Origin of the sequence: Streptomyces sp. NPDC056160, from assembly GCF_042268205.1 — a bacterium.
Classification (GTDB): domain Bacteria; phylum Actinomycetota; class Actinomycetes; order Streptomycetales; family Streptomycetaceae; genus Streptomyces.
This window is the reverse complement of record NZ_JBHJUW010000059.1, coordinates 13,155-29,822: the sequence shown is the minus strand read 5'-3', so window position 1 is coordinate 29,822 and position 16,668 is coordinate 13,155. Positions and strand designations below refer to the sequence as shown.

Genomic DNA, 16,668 nt, shown 5'->3' with positions numbered 1-16,668 from the left:
ACCCGACACCATCCGTCACCCCCGAAAGGAGTCGATCCGTGCGTACGCAGTCAACCGGACGCAGATCACCCGCCCTGCTCGGCGTCCTCGCCCTGCTCGTGGCACTGCTGTCCCTGTGGGCGCAGCCTGCCTCGGCCGCCCCCGCCGGCCAGGTACTGGCCTCCCCCGACCTGGCGGCACACCCGCAGGGCGACGACAGCTACCCGCGCGCCGTCCGCCTCGACCACGACGGCTCGTCCGGCCGGACCATGCTGGCCACCTACGCCCAGCGCAAGCAGGGCGCCGTCAACGTGCTGCCGATCCACCGCAGCACCGACGGCGGCCGCACCTGGAGCGCCGCACCCATCTCCACGATCACCTCGCACACCGCCGGATGGGACATCGAGGCGCCCGTCCTGTACGAGGTGCCGCGCACCGCGAACGGCCTGAACCAGGGCGACCTGCTCGCCGCCGGCACCGCCTGGAAGGCCGGCGACTACACCACGCAGAAGATCGAGGTCTTCAAGAGCACCGACCACGGGCAGAGCTGGCAGTACCTGTCCGACTGCACCCGCACCAGCGGCCTGCCGAACACCATCGGGCACGGCATCTGGGAGCCCTGGTTCCTGCTCGCCCCGAACAACACGCTGGCCTGCTTCATCTCCGACGAGCGGCCCGCGAACAGCCCCACCAACAACCAGGTCATCGGGCACTACACGTCCACGGACGGCGGACACACCTGGAGCGGCGCCCTCACCCAGGACGTCGCCTTCCCCGCCGACAACCTCGCCCGGCCCGGCATGTCCGTCGTCGTCCCGCTGCCGAACGGGACGTACATGATGGCGTACGAGATGTGCCGGGACGCGACCGACGCCGACCACGCCTGCGAGGTGTACACCAAGACCAGCCCCGACGGCCTGAACTGGGCGCCCGCCGACAACCCGGGGACCCTGGTGCAGACCGCCGACGGACGGCAACTGCTGCACACCCCCTACCTGGCCTGGACCCCGGGCGGCGGACCGCAGGGCACCCTGCTCCTGTCCGGTCAGCGCGTCGTCACCGGGCCCACCGGGAACAAGGCCGTGATGGCCGAGTCGGGCACCGTGGTGTTCGCCAACACCGGCCTGGGCAAGGGGGAGTGGACCGAGGTCGAGGCCCCGGTGCTGACCGCGCCGACCGGCGGCTACAACAGCGGTGAGCCCTCCTGCCCGGGCTACAGCTCACCGATCGTCCCGGGCGCCGACGGCACGTCCTTCCTGTACCTCAGCGCCACCTGGCTCGGCACCGGCAACCAGTGCCAGGTCCGTTTCGGGACCGGTGCGCTCGGCGGCCCGGCCGGCCGGGTCACGACGCCGTGGACGGCGGGCAAGTGCCTCGACGTCGACACCAACACCAACGGCAACGGCAAGGCCGCCCAGCTGTGGGACTGCAGCACGGCCACCGGCCAGCGCTGGTCCGTCGCCCCTGACGGCACCCTGCGCGCGTTCGGCAAGTGCCTGGACATCGACGCCAACGCCACCGCCAACTTCAGCAAGGTGCAGCTGTGGGACTGCGCCCCGGGCGTCGGCGGCCAGCAGTGGCGCCACCAGTCCGACGGCTCGCTGCTGAACCCGCAGTCCGGCCGCTGCCTGGACATCCCGTCCGGCGCCACGGCCAACGGCACGAAGTTGCAGATCTACGACTGCAACGGGCTCGGCACCCAGAAGTGGAACCTGCCCGCGTAACAGGTCACTCGAAGGCCGCGGCCAGGGCGTCGGCGAGCTGGTTCAGCACGTCCCGGGAGAGTCGCACGGATCCGGTGAAGGAGAGGAATCCGTGGACGGCGCCCTCGACGGGGAGGTGCCGGACCGGCACGCCGGCACCGGCCAGTGCGCGGGCGTAGTGGTCGCCCTGGTCGCGCAGCGGGTCGAGTTCGGCGGTGGCGATGACGGCGGGGGCAGGCCGGCCAGGTCGTCGGCTCGCGCGTCCCGCTGTTCCTCTTCGTGATCCTCTTCGGACTCTCCATGGATTACCGGGTGTTCGTGGTGAGCCGGATCAGGGAGGCCGTGCTCGCGGGCGTCCCCACCCGGCAGGCCGTGCTCGACGGACTCCGCCGGTCGGCGAGTGTGGTGACCAGCGCGGCGGTCGTGATGACGACCGTGTTCGTGAGTTTCGTGTTCCTGCACATCATCGAGCTGAAACAGATCGGATTCGTCCTGGCGGCGGCCGTGCTGCTCGACGCCTTCGTCGTACGGATCATGGTCCTGCCGGCGGCGCTGCTGCTCCTGGGGGAGCGGACCTGGTGGCCCTCACGGGCAGCCACGCGCACGGCGCCCGTCCCGGCGCCGGCCGCCGACGGACGGGCCCTGGTCGACGTACGTTGATCGGTATGACTGTTCTCGCCGACCCCCTGGCCGACGCCTTCCGGGGCACGTCTCTGCGCCGCTGGAACGCGGTGTGCTGGGTGCTGTCCGGTGCGATGGCCGTCGGGCTGGTGACGACGGCCCCGCCCGGCGGCACCGTGTACGTGGCGCTCGCGCTGCTCGGGTGTGTGGTGCTGTGTGCTACGCGGTGCTCGACCGCTTCCCGGCCGATCCGGTAGTCCGGCCCCGGGGCCACCTCACGGTGCTGGTGCTCGTACTAGGCGGACTGGCGTATCCGGGCGGCAGCCACGCGGCGCTGTTCATGGTGACGCTGCCGCACTACTGGATCTTCGGCCGCACTCCCGCATGTCGATGGTGTTCCTCGGGCTGGCGGCCGGCGCCACGCTCACCGGGGCCCTGGTCCGGGTGGGCTGGTCGGTGCAGTTCTTCGGCGTGACGATGGTGTCCATCCTGATCGTCGTCGCGGTCGGCGTGCTGATCGGACTGTGGGCGCACTCCGTTGTCGCGCAGAGCACCGAACGGGCGCTGTTGATCGAGGAGTTGGAGCGGGCGCAGGCGGAACTGCCCGAAGCCCACCAGCGGCAGGGCGCGGCGGACGAGCGCGAACGTATGGCGCGGGCCATCCACGACACGCTCGCGCAGGGCTTCGCGTCGATCATCGTGCCGGCGGAGGCGGCCCGTGCGGGCATGACCGACGATCCGGCGCGCAGCGCCCAGCAGTTGTGGTCGATCGAGTCCACCGCCCGGGAGAACCTCGTGGAAGCCCGGGAACTGTAGTCGTCGTGGACGATCACACCGTGATGCGGGCCGGGGTGATCGCCCTGCTCGCCGCCGAGACCAGCATCGAGATCGTCGGCGAGGCGGGCGACGGACGCGCGGCCGTCGAGATCGTCGCCCGGTACGACCCCGACGTGGCCCTGGTCGATCTGCGGATGCCCGTCCTGGACGGAGTCTCGACGACGGCCGAGATCGTCGCCCGCCACCCGCGCACCCGGGTGCTGATCCTCACGACGTACGACACCGACACGGAGATCGAGCGGGCGGTGGAGGCCGGCGCCATCGGCTACCTGCTCAAGGACACCACCCGGGAGCAGCTCGCGGATGCCGTCCGCGCGGCGGCGCGCGGCGAGACGGTGCTCGCTCCCCGGGTCGCCGAGAAACTGGTCGCGCGGATGCGGCGGCCCGTGCAGGATCCGCTGACCGACCGCGAGACCGACGTCCTGAACGCCGTCGCGGACGGCCTCACCAACGCGGAGATCGGCCGGCGCCTCGTGATCGCCGAGGCCACGGTGAAGACACATCTGCTCCGCCTGTTCGCCGAACTCGACGTGAACGACCGGACGAGGGCGGTGGTGGTGGCCATGGAGAGGGGCCTGCTGCGGCGCCCGTGAGGCTGCGCCGGGACCGGGTTCGGATCAGGGCGGTGCGGTCGCCGTCATCCTTGAGCCCGGGAGCGAGACGGTCGGCGTCGCCGGGCGCCGGGTGCACGGTGTGCCGTCGGCAGGTCAGCCGGATGTCCGGCACGGCGAGAGTGCCGGACGGAGGCGATCGCCGCTCGGCCGCGCACCAGCACCCCGCCCGTGCTGGTCGTCAGCCCTGGAGCGTGGGACGGACGACACGGCGAGAGTGCCGGACGGAGGCGATCGCCGCTCGGCCGCGCACCAGCACCCCGCCCGTGCTGGTCGTCAGCCCTGGAGCGTGGGGCGGACGACGATCTCGCTGACGTCGACGCCGTCGGGCTGCCCGATCGCGTAGCCGATGGCGGCGGCGACGGCGGAGGGCGGCATGGCGATCTCGTCGCGCTGCCTGGCCAGCACCGCCACTGCCTCGGGGTTCCCGCCCTTGCCCACTCCCTCGGTGTGGGTGAAGCCAGGGGAGACGAGGGTGACGCGCAGGTCGGGGCCGGACTCCTGGCGCAGCCCTTCGGTCAGCACCTTCACCGCCGACTTGGTGGCCGCGTAGACGGCCTGCGGGGACTTCACGACATAGGCCGCGGTGGAGCCGACGTTGACGAAGTGTCCGGAGCACTGGCGCCGGAAGACGGGCAGCGCCGCACCGATGCCGTTGAGCAGGCCCGTGATGTGGGTGGCGACCATGGAGTCCCAGTCGTCCTGGCGCAAGTCGTCGAACGGCGAGACCGCCATGGTTCCGGCGTTGGAGACCAGGACGTCGAGCCGGCCGAAGCGGTCGACCGCCGCATCCGTCAGGCGCTGGAGGTCTTCGCGGCGCGTGACGTCGACGACGAGCCCGACGGCCGAGCCGCCCTGTGCCGTGATGCGGTCCACCACCGCGTTCAGCCGGTCCTCCCGCCGGGCCCCGAGGACCACCTGCGCCCCCTGCTCGGCCAGATGGATCGCCGTCGCCTCCCCGATGCCACTGCTGGCGCCCGTGAGTGCGATGACCTTGCCCTTGATCCCTGACATGACGCGTCCTCGGTACCAGTAGAGTGCAAGTGGGGGAGCCCCCACTTGCCATGAGGCTAAGTGGGGACGCCTCCACTTAGCAAGTCGGCATGTCGGTTCTCGGTATGTCGGCAAGCAGGTATGTCGGTGAGTCGGCGCTGGAACGCCGAGGAGCGCCGAGGAACGTCGAGGAAAGTCGAAGAGCCGGGGCGTCGGAGAACCCGGGAAGGGATGGCGAGCGCTGATGGTCGAGGGAGCGCAGCGGCCGTTGCGGGCTGACGCACGGCGTAACCGGGAGAAGATCCTCAAGGCCGCGGTGCGCCTGTTCGCGGCGGAGGGGCTCGACGTCCACCTGGAGCGCATCGCCAAGGAGGCGGGGGTGGGCAGTGCCACGCTGTACCGCAACTTCCCCACCCGGGAAGCACTGGTCGAGGCCGTCTACCGCAACGAGGTGGCCCGGCTGTGCGACGCGGTCCCCGCCCTGCTGGCGGCGGGGCCTCCCTTGGAGGCCCTGCGCGCCTGGACCCGTCTTTTCATGGACTACGTGAGGGCCAAGTACGGCATGATCGACGCGCTGCGCGCCATCGCCGCGACGGGGAACAGCCCGTACGGCCACAGCCGGGAAATGATCCATGCCGCCCTGAGCACGCTCATGGACGCGTGTGTGGCCGCCGGGGAGATCCGCACCGACATCGGACCCACCGACATGAGCGCCGCCCTCGAGGGCATCGCCGTCACCTCGGCGGGCCCCGAGCAGCGGCAGCAAGCGGAACGCCTGCTCGATCTCACCCTGGACGGCCTGAAGATCCGCCCGTGAGGGACGGAAACCGGGAGCGTGGCCCCTGGGACGTGCGGGTCAGCCGCCCTGGCCGGCGCTGCCCATCGGGCCGACCTTCACCGAGGAGGCGCTGTCCTCCGTCGCGGGCAGCGTGGCGGCGCCCGGCCAGGCGAGGGTGACCGTCTTGGTCTCGTCCGGCGGGGTCACCAGCAGCCCGGTGATGCGGACGCCGGAGCCGCCCGTCCTGTTGATCGGGTACTGGATGCCGAAGTACGTCGACTGCCCGTCCTTGAGGACGGTCCGGCCGGCCTTCTCCCCCGTGCGCTTCGCGGACAGCGACCCCGCGTTGGTCTTCAGGTCGACGCCCGCGTACCCGGACAGCGTGCAGTCCCGGCCGCCGCGGTTCTTCAGCCGCACCGCGACGGTGCCCTCGGGGTCGCCGCTGACGGTGCTGTCCGTCGCCGTGATCTCCAGCTCGTCGGTGCGGCACTTGCCGGCCTTGCCGCTCCCCTCGGAGCCGGTCCCGGCGGCCGTGCCCGGCCCGCCGGAGCTCTTCCCGGCGGAGTTCGTCCCGCCGTTCTTCCCGCTCGTCCCGGCGGAGTCGTTCGCGCCGCCCTGACCGGAACCGCCGTCGGAGGCGCCCGATCCCGAACCGCCGCCCGAGGACGCCGCGGTGGACCCGGACGACGAGTCGCTCTTCCCCGCGCCGCCGTCGTCGCTCTGGCAGGCCGTGAGCGACAGACTCGCGGCAACGATCAGGGCTGCGAAGGTGACCTTGTGAACGCGCATCGTTGTTTCCTCGGGATCGGTTGGGGCGGCCGCTCGGTACGAGTCGGTACGGGCGAGTGTTTCTGATGACCAGGACCCGTTCCGCCCGGCCCACCGTTGCGCACAACCACCACCCAGTACATCCCTGTTACACGCACAACCAGGCACGACGCGACCGGAACGCGGTACTGCCTCTCCCGTGGCCGAGGGGTTCAGCCGGTGGTCGTCGGTTCCGTCGTGGTGGCGGCCGCGTCCTGGGTGGCGGCCAAGGAGGCGAGGAGACGCAGGCCCTCCTCGGAGGGTGAGCCGGGTTCGGCGGTGTAGACGGTGAGGGTGAGCCCGGGTTCGGCGGCCATTTCCAGGCCCTCGAAGGCGAGGGTGAGTTCCCCGACGGCCGGGTGGTGGAAGCGCTTGGTGCCGGTGCCGTGGTGGCGGACGTCGTGGGCGCCCCAGCGGGTGCGGAACTCGTCGCTGCGGGTGGACAGTTCGCCGACGAGGTCGTGCAGGTCCTTGTCGTGGGGGTCGCGGCCCGCCTCGGTGCGCAGGATGGCGACGGCGACGTCGGCGAAGGTGTCCCAGTCCGGGTACAAGCGGCGGGAGGCCGGGTCGAGGAAGTTGAAGCGGGCGAGGTTCGCCTGGTTGTGGGACGTGGCGTAGAGGTCGGCGTAGAAGGCGCGGGCGAGCCGGTTGGCGGCGAGGACGTCCATGCGGCCGTTGCGGACGAACGCGGGCCCGGCGGTGATGGCGTCGAGCGTCCACTGCAGGCTGCGGTGGGGTGTCCACTGCCGGCTGGCGCGGCGCCGGGGGCGGGTGAGGGCGTCGGAGCCGTCGGCGGCCTGGGCCAGGTTCAGCAGGTGGGCGCGTTCGGCGTCGTCGAGCCGGAGGGCGCGGGCCACGGCTTCGAGGACGGCCGGGGAGACACCGGCGAGACTGCCTCGTTCCAGCTTGGCGTAGTACTCCACGCTCATGTCGGCCAGGGCTGCGACCTCGCTCCTGCGCAGGCCGGGCACCCGGCGCCGGCTGCCGGCCGGCAGCCCCGCCTGCTCGGGGGTGATCTTCGCGCGCCGCGAGGTGAGGAACTCGCGGACCTCTTCACGGTTGTCCACCCCTCGACCGTACGTCCTGCGGGCGGTCCCAGGGATGTACTGCCGGTACACCCCTTGACGGTGACTCGCTGCGTGCGCGAGAAGCCGGTTACCTGGAAGACGTGGTGCTCGTCCGCGACCGTCCAGGCGACGGGCGGACAGCCCGCACCCGGTCCGGACGGCCCGTCCGCCTGACCGGCACCCCGCCCCGGCGTCACCGGTCGAGCCGGCCGGCCCACGCCTGAGCGCCCCCGAGCCCCCCGAGCACGCGAAGGAACCCCGACATGCGCGGCACCGTGATCCACGCCCCCGGCGACATCCGCTCCGAGAACCTGGACGACCCGAGGATCCTCCAGCCCACCGACGCGATCATCCGTACGGCCGTCACCTGTGTCTGCGGCTCCGACCTGTGGCCCTACCGCGGCCTGGAGCCGGTCGGCGACCCGCACCCGATGGGGCACGAGTACGTCGGCTTCGTGGAGGAGGCCGGTTCCGAGGTCACCTCTGTCAAGCCGGGCCAGTTCGTCGTCGGCTCGTTCGCCACCTCGGACAACACCTGCGCGAACTGCCGCAACGGCTTCCAGTCCAACTGCCTGCACCGCGAGTTCATGAGCACCTGCCAGGCGGAGTACGTCCGCATCCCCCACGCGCAGGGCACCCTCGTCGCCACCGACGACGTACCGGCCGAGGAGTTCTGGCCCGGGCTGCTCGTCGTCTCCGACGTGATGGGCACCGGCTGGTGGGCCGCCGACGCCGCCGAGGTCCGGCCCGGCTCCACCGCCGTGGTGGTCGGCGACGGCGCCGTCGGCCTGTGCGCGGTGATCGCCGCGAAGGAGAGCGGCGCGGAGCGGATCATCGCGATGAGCCGCCACGCGTCCCGGCAGAAGCTCGCCCTGGAGTTCGGCGCCACCGACATCGTCACCGAGCGTGGCGAGGAGGGTGTGGCCCGGGTCAGGGAGCTGACCGGCGGCATCGGCGCCGACAGCGTGCTGGAGTGCGTCGGCACCGCCGAGGCCATGCGGCAGGCCCTGCGCTCGGCACGGCCCGGCGGGAACGTCGGCTTCGTCGGCGTCCCCCACGAGGTCGCCGTCGACGGCCAGGAGCTGTTCTTCTCCCACGTCGGCCTGCGCGGCGGCCCCGCCCCCGTGCGCCGCTACCTGCCCGACCTGATCGACCGCACCCTGACGGGCCGGATCGACCCGGGCAAGGTCTTCGACCTCGCCCTGCCCCTGGAGCAGGTCGCCGAGGGCTACCGGGCGATGGACGAGCGCCGCGCCATCAAGGTCCTCCTCAAGCCCTGATCCACGGGCCTTGAGCCACAAGCCTTGACCCACGAGCCCTGATCCACGGGTCCTGATCCGCAAGCCCTGACCTACGGGCCCTGACCCACCTGACCCACCCCACCGCCTCCGCACAAGGACCGGCGCGTCACCGCGCGCCGTCCGTGCGCTCCCGCGAAGGATCGCCATGACCGCGTTCGCTCTCGTCGGCGCCGGCCCCGGCCTGGGGCTGGCCACCGCCCGCCGCTTCGGAACGGCCGGGCACAGCGTCGCGCTCATCGCCCGCGACGCCGACCGTCTCGGCCGTCTCGTCACCACGCTGCGACAGGAGGGGATCCAGGCCGGCGGCCACACCGCCGACGTCCTGGACGCCGCCTCGCTGACCACGGCGCTCGGGACGGCCGCCGACGAGCTGGGGCCGATCGAGGTGCTCCAGTACAGCCCGGTGCCGCGGGCCGACTTCATGAAGCCGGTCCTGGACACCGCCGCCGCCGACCTGGACGCTCCGCCGGCCTTCTCGGTCAAGGGGCCGGTCACCTGCGTGAACGCGGTCCTGCCCGGCATGCGGGCCCTGGGCCGCGGCACGCTGCTGTTCGTCAACGGGGGCAGCGCGGTACGCCGCGTGCTCCGCCGCCCTCCTGGCCACCGACCCCCCGGGTGCCGACCGACCGGCCCCTCGATCACCGACCGCACACCCGTCGACCACCGCCCCGCGTGCGCCGACCCGCCGGGCGGGAGCGGCGTCCCCCGCCCCGTCCGGCTCCGACAGGAACACCGCCATGGACATCCGCGTCACCCTCGACGGCCGACCCGTCGACGCGACCCTGAACGACAGCCCCGCCGCCCGCGACCTGGCCGGCCTGCTCCCGCTCACCCTGGAGCTGAAGGACTTCCACGGGACGGAGCGGATCGGCTACCCGCCGCGCAAGCTCACCACCGAGGGTGCGCCCGAGCCGGCCGTGGCCAGGGCAGGCGACCTCGCCTACTACGCGCCCTGGGGCAACCTCGCCCTCTTCCACCGGGCCGGCCACCGCCGCCGACGCCGACCTGCTCGTCCTCGGCCACCTCGACGCCGGTACCGGCCGACTGGCCCGGGCCGAGCGGATCACCATCGAGCCCGCCCCCTGACCACACGTACGGAAAGAAGTCTTCGATGCCCTCCGCAGCCGGGTCCGCCGCCGGCAAACTGCCCTTCGTCGTCTGGGTGCTCGCCGCGGGCACCTTCCTGATGGGAACCACCGAGTTCGTCGTCGCCGGACTGCTCCCCGAGATCGCCGACGACCTCGGCGTGAGCGTCTCGCATTCCGGCCTGCTGATCACCGCCTTCGCCATAGGCATGATCATCGGCGGGCCGACCATGGCGATGGCCACCCTGCGCCTGCCGCAGCGCCGGACGCTGGTCTGGGCGCTCGCCGTCTTCGCCCTGGGCCACGTCGTCGCGGCGCTGAGCACCTCCTTCACCGTCGTCCTGGCGGCCCGCGTCGTCACCGCGCTGGCCACCGGCGCGTTCTGGGCCGTCGGATTCGTGATCGCCACCGCCGCCGCCGGACCCGCGAACTCCACCCGCGCCGTCGGCGTGATGATGGGCGGCCTGACGCTGGCCAACGTCGTCGGCGTTCCGATCGGCTCACTCGCCGGGCAGGTCACCGGCTGGCGCGGACCCTTCTGGGCCCTGGCCGTGCTGGCGGCCCTGGCCGCCGCGTCCGTCGGCCGTTTCCTCCCCCGGACGGAGCGGCGGGGCGAGGTTTCCGTGCGCGCCGAGGTGCGTGCGCTGCGGCAGGGCAGGCTGTGGCTGGCGCTCGCCGCCGCGGTGCTGATCATGGGCGGTGTCCTGGCCACGTACACCTACATCACCCCGCTGCTGACCGACCGCGCCGGCATCGCGGCCGGTGCCGTGCCCCTGGTCCTGATCGCCTTCGGTGCCGGTGCTCTCGGCGGTACCGCAGTCGGCGGCCGGCTGGGGGACCGGCGTCCCATGGCCACGACGATCAGCGCCGCCGCGGCGACCGCTCTCACGCTGCTGGCGCTGATCCCGCTGTCGACCAGCCCCGTGGCGGCCGTCGTCCTGGTCTTCCTGATGGCGCTGACCGGGTTCACCGTCAACCCGGTCGTCACCTCGCTCGCCGTCCGCTTCGCAGGCGACGCGCCCACCCTCACCTCTGCCCTGACCACCTCGGCCTACAACACGGGCATCGCGGCGGGCTCCGCGATCGCCGGACGGGCCCTGGATTCCTCCCTCGGGCTGACCGGCCCGGCCCTCGTCGGCACCGTCTCGGCCGCCCTCACCCTCCTTCCGCTCATCGCCCTCGCCCTCGGCGGCACGGCCCGCACCGCCCGCACGACCCCCGGGCACACCGGCGCCACGGACCCGCGCAAGGCCGAGACGCCGCTCCTGAACTCGCGCTGAATCCCCTACGCCCGCCCCCACCGCCGATCTCCTGTCTCCGACCGCCGGCGCGACCGCTACGGCCGTCCCCAGTCCCCGTCCGCACCGTTCCCGTCAGGAGTGAGAGACCGTCGTGCCGTCGACCGCGTCGGCCACCTTGAACTCGCCCGCGCCGAGCCGTGGCCGGCCGGCCCATCGGGTGGCCGGGGACCGCCGGTAGGCGCCGGGAGCGCGCTCGGGTCAGGCGGCCGGGGCGGCGAGGTAGTCGCCGTGCTCCAGGTCGTCGAGCAGCGCCGGATGGGTCGGGGACCAGCCGAGCAGTGCCCGGGTGTGCGCGCTGGAGACGGGTCCGTCGAAGGCGTAGGCGGTGGCCATGAACGGGCTGACGAAGTGCGTGGCGGCCTCGTCGGGGGTCAGGGAGACCGTGGGGAGGTCCAGGCCCCGGGCGATCGTCTCGGCGATGCTCTTCAGGGTGACGCCGCTCTCGGCCGCCCCGTGCAGCACACTGCCCGCGGGCGCCTCCTCCAGCGCCAGCCGGAACAGGGTCGCCGCGTCGAGCCGGTGCACCGCGGGCCACCGGTTGGTGCCATCGCCGACGTAGGCCGAGACGCCCGTCCTGCGCGCGGTGGCGATGAGCATCGGGATGAAGCCGTGGTCCTCGGGCCCGTGCACGGTGGGCGCGAGACGGACCACGCTCGCGCGCACCCCGCGGGCGGCGAAGTCCAGGCAGGCCCGCTCACCGGCGATGCGGAAGGCGGCGATCCCGGCCGTGTCGGGCTCGTCCCGCTCCGTCGCCTCCCGGCCGGCGGGCATGACCAGGGTGCCGGAGGTGACGACGAGCGGCTTGCCCGAGTGTTCCAACGGCCGGCCGAGCGTCTCGATCGCGTTCCGGTCGCGCCGCATCATGTCGTCGAGGTCGGAGAAGTCGCCGCCGTAGGCCATGTGCAGCACGCCGTCGGCGGCTTCGGCGCCGGTGCGCAGCGTGTCGAGGTCGTCCAGGGACCCGCGGTGCGGTGCGGCCCCCAGCGACTCCAGCCGGGCGGCGGCGGCGTCCGAGCGCGCCAGGGCGGTGACGGTGTGGCCGGCGGTGACGAGTTCGGTGACGACCGCTGGGCCGGTCTGGCCGGAACCGCCGGTGACGAACACGCGCATGGAGCGTCCTCCCCTTTGATGTCAGTGACTGACGCTACGTAGCGCCAGTCACTGACCTTAAGTAGCGCCAGTCACTGACGTCAAGTAGTGCCAGTAACTGACATCAAGTAACGCCAGTGACTGGCGGTCGGGGTATTCTCGGGGGGTGCCACGAAGCGGAGCAGAAGCGCGCCGCCGCCTTCAGCAGGCGGCCCTGGAGCTGTACCGGGAGCGCGGGTTCGACCAGACCACCACAGCCGAGATCGCTGCCAGGGCCGGTGTCAACGAACGCACGTTCTTCCGGCACTTCCCCGACAAGCGCGAGGTGCTCTTCGACGGCGAAGCCGACCTGCGCGCCGCGCTGGTCCGGGCGGTGGCGGAAGCCCCCGAGGGGCTGCAGCCGCTCGATGCGCTGCTCCGCGCCTTCCGGACGGCCGGCCGGATCCTTGAGGAGAACCGCCCGTTCTCCGAACCGCGGCTGGCGGTCATCGCGGTGACGCCGGCGCTCCGCGAACGCGACCTGGCCAAGGCCGCGTCGCTCACCGACGCCCTGGCGGAGGCGCTGCGACAGCGCGGCGTCGCCGGCCGGCTGGCCGGCCTGGCCGCCCAGACCGGCTGGGCCGCCTTCCACCACGCGGCCCAGGCCTGGATCGACGATCCCGGGCAGAGCCTGGACGCACATCTCCTTGGAGCCTTCGACGACCTGCGCGCCCTCTTTGCGCCCCGCGCGTGCGGGCCTTCGGCCGCGGCACGCGTTCACCCGGGTTCTTGAACCTGCCGCGCCTTCGGGGCGACGTTCCCCCAAGGGGTGAACGGGCATGGAAATCCGCCCGATCAGCCGCGTCCGCGCAGGTGGCGACGCGGCCGGGCGCCGGGGCGTGCGAGCGGTCGGAGCGTCCGGTCAAGGAGAACGATCGATGTCATCGTCTGAACGGCCGGAGAAATCCTGCCGCGCATCCTTATGCGATGCGGTGAAGACGATCTAGCCTTCCGCGCATGTCTGATGTCTCCCGCCGCAAGGTCCTCGGCGCCCTCACCGGCGGCGCCGCGCTCTCCCTCCTTCCCCCGTCGCTGCACCAGGCGATGGCCGCGCCCATGCCGCGCGGCGGGATGCGTGCCATCGAGCACGTGATCGTCCTGATGCAGGAGAACCGTTCCTTCGACAACTACTTCGGAACCCTCAGGGGCGTCCGCGGTTTCGGCGACCGCACACCGCTGCGCCTGCCCACCGGGGCCGGCGTCTTCGAGCAGCCCCGGCGCCAGGGCGGCACGGTGCTGCCGTTCTCCGCCCGCCGCGCGGCCGTCGACGCGGGCCGCGAGGAGAGCGACATCCAGTACCTCGGATCGCTCGCGCACGGCTTCTCCGACGCCAACCAGGCCCGGGCGAAGGGCTGGTGGAACGACTGGGTCGCCGCCAAGACGCAGAGCACCATGGCTTTCTACGACCGCCGGGACATACCGCTGCAGTACGAACTGGCGGACCGCTTCACCATCTGCGACTCCTACTTCTGCTCCGTCTACGGTTCGACCAACCCCAACCGCCTGTACCTGTGGTCCGGCATGACCGGCTACGAGGCGGACGGCGTCAACCGGGCCGTCACCAACGCCGCGTACGACTACGCCCACCCCGGTTACACCTGGACGACGTACCCCGAGCGGCTGGAGGCCGCGGGCGTCTCCTGGCAGATCTACCAGGAGTGGGACAACTTCACCGACAACGCGGTGGAGTACTTCCGGCCGTGGAAGGAGATCGGCCGGAAGATCCTCTCCAAGGTCACCGGCCAGTACTCCACCACCGAGCAGTTCTACGACAGCCTGTGGAAGAGGACCGCGGAGCAGCGGAAGACCGCGCTGGCCCAGTTCCAGCAGGGCGTCGACGCGTTGACCGAGGCCGAGCGCCGGCTCTTCCTACGCGGCGCCTACCGCTCCGAGCCGGACACGCTCGTCCACCGGATCCGGTCCGACATCAAGAACGGCACACTGCCCGAGGTCAGCTGGATCGTTCCGACGGCGGCGCTCTCCGAGCACCCCAGCAGCTCCACCCCGGTCGGCAGCGCCAACCTCGTCTACGACCTCCTCGACGCCATCGCGAGCGACCCGAAGACCTGGTCGAAGACGGCGCTGTTCATCAACTTCGACGAGAACGACGGCTACTTCGACCACGTCCCCGCCCCCGTCGCACCGCAGCCGGCCTCCGGCAACAGTGACGACTGGTTCAACGGCAGTCCCGTCGGCCCCGGCCCGCGCGTACCGATGACGATCGTGTCGCCCTGGACCGTGGGCGGATTCGTCAGCTCGCAGGCGTTCGACCACACCTCGGTCATCCGGTTCCTGGAGCAGTGGACCGGCGTCCACGAGCCCAACATCAGTGCCTGGCGCCGCAGCGTGTTCGGCGACCTCACCTCCGCCTTCGACTTCCACCGCAGCCACCGGCAGCCCGAGGTCGAGCAGCCCGGGCCGGTGCCCGCGGCGGTCGCCCGCTGGAACCCCGTACCGCCGAAGGAGCAGTCACTGCCGCGGCAGGAGACCGGCACCCGCCCGACCCGCCCCCTGCCGTACCGGCTCTCCCTGCAAACCGACATCACCCGCTCCGGCTGCCGCCTGCGGCTCGGCAACCAGGGCACCGTCGCCGCCACGCTCACCGCCTACCCCGGCGACGGCACCGCCCCGCGCGCCTGGACGGTGCCCGCCGGCCAGAGCACCGACACCACGGTCGAGTACGGTGACGACGGCTACGACCTCCAGGTCCACGGCCCCGGCTGGTCCACCTGGGAACTGCGCGGATCGGGCGTGGGAGCCGACGCACATCTCGTCGAGCATCCCTCCGCCGGCCGGGTCGACGTGGTCTGCTCCAACCCCTCCCCGACGGCCCGCACCCTCCTCGTCGGTGAGTCGCAGTACGCCCACCGGCACGGCGAACCCGTACGCACGATCACCCTCGCGCCCGGAAGATCCCGTACCGTCAAGCTCCGCGTCCCGGACCACGGCTGGTACGACATCGCGGTCCTCGACCGCGGCGACCCGGCCTTCCTGCGCCGCATGACCGGCCGCGTGGCGGACGGCCGACCGGGGGTCACCGACCCGGCGACCGGCACCCCGGCGGCGCTGACCGCGACGATCGGTGTGCCCGCCGCGCCTGCGCCGCTGGACACGCCGTTCACGCAGGGCAACCCGACCGAGGTCGTCGTCACCGTGGGGAACCAGGACAGCGGTCGGCTCGACGGGCTCTCCGTCGCCCTGCTCGCCCCCTCCGGCTGGACGGTGGAGCGGACGGGCGCGGCCCCCGGCGGGCTCGGGGCCGGCAAGTCGGCCGACGTGCACTTCACGGTCACGCCCGCCGGCGGCGCCACCGCGGGCCGACTGGTCGTCGCCGCGCACGCCGAGGGCGGCGGGCTGCTCAGGCACGCGCAGGCGCGCTTGCAGACCGAGGTCGCCCCCGCCCTGAGCGTCACGCTGACCGGGCCCGCCGCTTCACCCGGCACCGACGGCGCCGTGCTCTCACCGGGCCGCCCCGCCACGCTGACGGCCACCGTCACCAACGCCGGCGGCACGCCCCTCACCGACCTGACCGCCACCCCGGCCGTGCCGGAGGGCTGGAGCGCCACGGCGAAGGGCGCCACTCCCACGACCGTCGCGGCCCGCTCGTCCGCGACCCTGACCTGGGACGTCGTCGCCCCCGGCACGGCCGCCCGCACCACGGCCACCCTCAAGGCCACGGTCACGGCGCGGCTGAAGGGCCGGACCATGGAGGCGTCCGCGTCCCTGCCCGCCAGGACCGGTCCGCTGATGACCGGTCACCTGCTCGCGGAGGACTTCGAGTCCGTCGCCCCCGCTCTCGCCCCGGCGGCCGACCTCAGCAGGCCCGGGCTGCTCGGATGGACCGGGACCCCGCCCGAGGGCTGGACGGTCACCAACGCGACGGGTATGCCGCAGGGCACGCGGGAACTGCAGGGGTGGACGTTCCTGTCCAAGCAGTTCTGGTTCCCCGCCGGACAGGACCGCCAGGGCTTCACCCGGTCCCTCGGGGTCGTCGCCGTCGCGGACCCCGACGACTGGGACGACACGGGCGGTCCGTCGGCCCGGGGCCGCTTCGACTCGACCCTGAGCAGTCCGGCGGTGACGATCCCCTCGGGCACCGCCACCCTGCACCTGGGATTCGACTCCCACTACCGGCAGGAAAGCCCGCAGGAGGCCGAGGTCGTCCTGGAATTCGACTCGGGCGCGACCGTCCGACTGCTCCACTACAGCAGTGCCTCCTCGGGCAACACCAACCAGGGGCTGGACCAGGAGAACCGGCTCGTCCGCCTCTCCTGCCCCGTACCGGCCGGCGCCACTTCGGCGAAGGCGAAATTCCGGATCTTCAACGCCGGCAACAACTGGTTCTGGGCGATCGACAACGTCCGCCTGGGCACCAGCCCGATCGCCGACGCCTGACCGGGCCCGTTCCCCGGCGCCTGACAGTGAGGACGTACGTGAGCGTTCTCCGGCGGGGTCTG

Annotated in this window: 15 protein-coding genes and 2 pseudogenes; 12 read left to right on the top strand and 5 right to left on the bottom strand. The window is 72.5% G+C overall.

The window, feature by feature from the left end; translation table 11 throughout:
• Positions 1 to 38 precede the first annotated feature (38 nt).
• Positions 39 to 1,703, top strand: a complete 1,665-nt coding sequence (locus tag ACFC02_RS22400) for a ricin-type beta-trefoil lectin domain protein (RefSeq protein ID WP_376359981.1) — start codon at positions 39 to 41, stop codon at positions 1,701 to 1,703.
• 4 nt (positions 1,704 to 1,707) lie between these two features.
• Here ACFC02_RS22400 and ACFC02_RS22395 read toward each other — a convergent pair whose 3' ends face one another.
• Positions 1,708 to 1,833, bottom strand: a complete 126-nt coding sequence (locus ACFC02_RS22395) for a hypothetical protein (protein ID WP_376359978.1) — start codon at positions 1,831 to 1,833, stop codon at positions 1,708 to 1,710.
• A gap of 98 nt (positions 1,834 to 1,931) precedes the next feature.
• Here ACFC02_RS22395 and ACFC02_RS22390 point away from each other — a divergent pair.
• From ACFC02_RS22390 to ACFC02_RS22375, 4 genes and pseudogenes are all read left to right on the top strand, one after another.
• A pseudogene (locus tag ACFC02_RS22390) lies at positions 1,932 to 2,342 on the top strand (MMPL family transporter); the annotation flags it as partial.
• A gap of 5 nt (positions 2,343 to 2,347) precedes the next feature.
• Positions 2,348 to 2,560 carry a hypothetical protein gene (locus ACFC02_RS22385; RefSeq protein ID WP_376359975.1) on the top strand — a complete coding sequence of 71 codons (213 nt, stop codon included), beginning with the start codon at positions 2,348 to 2,350 and terminating at the stop codon, positions 2,558 to 2,560.
• A gap of 127 nt (positions 2,561 to 2,687) precedes the next feature.
• Entirely contained in the window at positions 2,688 to 3,119 is a 432-nt protein-coding gene (locus ACFC02_RS22380; RefSeq protein WP_376359972.1) for a histidine kinase, read from the top strand.
• 23 nt (positions 3,120 to 3,142) lie between these two features.
• A complete protein-coding gene (locus tag ACFC02_RS22375; RefSeq protein ID WP_376360031.1) occupies positions 3,143 to 3,733 on the top strand; it encodes a response regulator in 591 nt (196 codons plus the stop codon).
• A 294-nt stretch (positions 3,734 to 4,027) separates the two neighbouring features.
• Here ACFC02_RS22375 and ACFC02_RS22370 read toward each other — a convergent pair whose 3' ends face one another.
• Positions 4,028 to 4,765 carry an SDR family oxidoreductase gene (locus ACFC02_RS22370; protein WP_376359969.1) on the bottom strand — a complete coding sequence of 246 codons (738 nt, stop codon included), beginning with the start codon at positions 4,763 to 4,765 and terminating at the stop codon, positions 4,028 to 4,030.
• A gap of 223 nt (positions 4,766 to 4,988) precedes the next feature.
• On the opposite strand from ACFC02_RS22370, the gene ACFC02_RS22365 reads away from it, so the two are divergent.
• Positions 4,989 to 5,561: a TetR/AcrR family transcriptional regulator gene (locus ACFC02_RS22365; protein WP_376359966.1), complete on the top strand. Its 573-nt coding sequence runs from the start codon at positions 4,989 to 4,991 to the stop codon at positions 5,559 to 5,561.
• A gap of 39 nt (positions 5,562 to 5,600) precedes the next feature.
• On the opposite strand, the gene ACFC02_RS22360 is transcribed toward ACFC02_RS22365, so the two are convergent.
• Positions 5,601 to 6,311: a DUF4232 domain-containing protein gene (locus ACFC02_RS22360; RefSeq protein WP_376359963.1), complete on the bottom strand. Its 711-nt coding sequence runs from the start codon at positions 6,309 to 6,311 to the stop codon at positions 5,601 to 5,603.
• 191 nt (positions 6,312 to 6,502) lie between these two features.
• Positions 6,503 to 7,396, bottom strand: coding sequence for a helix-turn-helix transcriptional regulator (locus ACFC02_RS22355; RefSeq protein ID WP_376359960.1), 894 nt, complete (start codon positions 7,394 to 7,396; stop codon positions 6,503 to 6,505).
• A gap of 263 nt (positions 7,397 to 7,659) precedes the next feature.
• On the opposite strand from ACFC02_RS22355, the gene ACFC02_RS22350 reads away from it, so the two are divergent.
• The 4 genes and pseudogenes from ACFC02_RS22350 to ACFC02_RS22335 all read left to right on the top strand — a co-directional run bounded on the left by ACFC02_RS22350 (position 7,660) and on the right by ACFC02_RS22335 (position 11,062).
• Positions 7,660 to 8,676: a zinc-dependent alcohol dehydrogenase family protein gene (locus ACFC02_RS22350; protein ID WP_376359957.1), complete on the top strand. Its 1,017-nt coding sequence runs from the start codon at positions 7,660 to 7,662 to the stop codon at positions 8,674 to 8,676.
• Positions 8,677 to 8,842: 166 nt separating this feature from the next.
• Positions 8,843 to 9,202: pseudogene (locus ACFC02_RS22345) on the top strand (SDR family NAD(P)-dependent oxidoreductase); the annotation flags it as partial.
• Between the two features lie 232 nt (positions 9,203 to 9,434).
• Entirely contained in the window at positions 9,435 to 9,884 is a 450-nt protein-coding gene (locus ACFC02_RS22340) for a cyclophilin-like fold protein (protein ID WP_376360028.1), read from the top strand.
• Positions 9,809 to 11,062: an MFS transporter gene (locus tag ACFC02_RS22335; protein ID WP_376360025.1), complete on the top strand. Its 1,254-nt coding sequence runs from the start codon at positions 9,809 to 9,811 to the stop codon at positions 11,060 to 11,062. Before ACFC02_RS22340 ends, ACFC02_RS22335 begins: the two co-directional genes overlap by 76 nt.
• 219 nt (positions 11,063 to 11,281) lie before the next feature.
• On the opposite strand, the gene ACFC02_RS22330 is transcribed toward ACFC02_RS22335, so the two are convergent.
• Positions 11,282 to 12,193: an SDR family oxidoreductase gene (locus ACFC02_RS22330; protein WP_376359954.1), complete on the bottom strand. Its 912-nt coding sequence runs from the start codon at positions 12,191 to 12,193 to the stop codon at positions 11,282 to 11,284.
• Positions 12,194 to 12,338: 145 nt separating this feature from the next.
• Between ACFC02_RS22330 and ACFC02_RS22325 the strand changes: the two genes are divergently transcribed.
• Positions 12,339 to 12,944 (top strand): TetR family transcriptional regulator, encoded by a 606-nt coding sequence (locus ACFC02_RS22325; protein ID WP_376359951.1) that lies wholly within the window; start codon positions 12,339 to 12,341, stop codon positions 12,942 to 12,944.
• 224 nt (positions 12,945 to 13,168) lie between these two features.
• Positions 13,169 to 16,606 carry a phosphocholine-specific phospholipase C gene (locus ACFC02_RS22320; RefSeq protein WP_376359948.1) on the top strand — a complete coding sequence of 1,146 codons (3,438 nt, stop codon included), beginning with the start codon at positions 13,169 to 13,171 and terminating at the stop codon, positions 16,604 to 16,606.
• Positions 16,607 to 16,668 lie beyond the last annotated feature (62 nt).

Coding starts and splice junctions, on each gene's coding strand:
- ACFC02_RS22385 (WP_376359975.1), top strand. CDS start 2,348: ATGACTGTTCTCGCCGACCCCCTGGCCGACGCCTTCCGGGGCACGTCT.
- ACFC02_RS22380 (WP_376359972.1), top strand. CDS start 2,688: ATGTCGATGGTGTTCCTCGGGCTGGCGGCCGGCGCCACGCTCACCGGG.
- ACFC02_RS22375 (WP_376360031.1), top strand. CDS start 3,143: ATGCGGGCCGGGGTGATCGCCCTGCTCGCCGCCGAGACCAGCATCGAG.
- ACFC02_RS22370 (WP_376359969.1), bottom strand. CDS start 4,765: ATGTCAGGGATCAAGGGCAAGGTCATCGCACTCACGGGCGCCAGCAGT.
- ACFC02_RS22365 (WP_376359966.1), top strand. CDS start 4,989: ATGGTCGAGGGAGCGCAGCGGCCGTTGCGGGCTGACGCACGGCGTAAC.
- ACFC02_RS22360 (WP_376359963.1), bottom strand. CDS start 6,311: ATGCGCGTTCACAAGGTCACCTTCGCAGCCCTGATCGTTGCCGCGAGT.
- ACFC02_RS22350 (WP_376359957.1), top strand. CDS start 7,660: ATGCGCGGCACCGTGATCCACGCCCCCGGCGACATCCGCTCCGAGAAC.
- ACFC02_RS22340 (WP_376360028.1), top strand. CDS start 9,435: ATGGACATCCGCGTCACCCTCGACGGCCGACCCGTCGACGCGACCCTG.
- ACFC02_RS22335 (WP_376360025.1), top strand. CDS start 9,809: ATGCCCTCCGCAGCCGGGTCCGCCGCCGGCAAACTGCCCTTCGTCGTC.
- ACFC02_RS22330 (WP_376359954.1), bottom strand. CDS start 12,193: ATGCGCGTGTTCGTCACCGGCGGTTCCGGCCAGACCGGCCCAGCGGTC.
- ACFC02_RS22320 (WP_376359948.1), top strand. CDS start 13,169: ATGTCTGATGTCTCCCGCCGCAAGGTCCTCGGCGCCCTCACCGGCGGC.